Annotated in this window: 1 protein-coding gene; it reads left to right on the forward strand. The window is 42.9% G+C overall.

Annotation, left to right across the window (positions count from 1 at the left end; all coding sequences use genetic code 11):
- Positions 1–168: 168 nt before the first annotated feature.
- Positions 169–385, forward strand: a 217-nt coding sequence (locus J7R13_RS09770; RefSeq protein ID WP_246786353.1) for a dATP/dGTP diphosphohydrolase domain-containing protein, incomplete at its 3' end; no start/stop codon positions are given.

The raw sequence follows: 385 nt of genomic DNA on the forward strand, positions 1-385 counted from the left end.
TTAGTTCCGGGCAAAACAAAGATAAAGAGAACACCAAGTTGTGGGGGCAGTCCAGGTTTTGGGGGTAATAAGTTTTGTGCCGAAAATGCGGAGTTTTGCAGGCAAAAACACTTTTAAAAGGCACAAACCGGAGAAAAAAAAATTGTGGTTGATACTTTTTGTTAAGGGATTAGCCCGCCGTTAGCACTGATTGAAATCGGTAAAGTTTTAGAGTTTGGGGCAAAGAAGTACGGAGCAAACAATTGGCGTAATGGCATGCACTGGAGCAGGTTTCACGGTGCTGCTTTACGTCATTTATTAGCATGGTTTGGTGGAGAGAGTAAGGATGCTGAGTGTGATTTGTCACACTTGGCACATGCGGCTTGTTGCATTGTTTTTTTAATGG

Origin of the sequence: Bartonella taylorii 8TBB (assembly GCF_902825155.1) — a bacterium.
Taxonomy (GTDB): domain Bacteria; phylum Pseudomonadota; class Alphaproteobacteria; order Rhizobiales; family Rhizobiaceae; genus Bartonella; species Bartonella taylorii_A.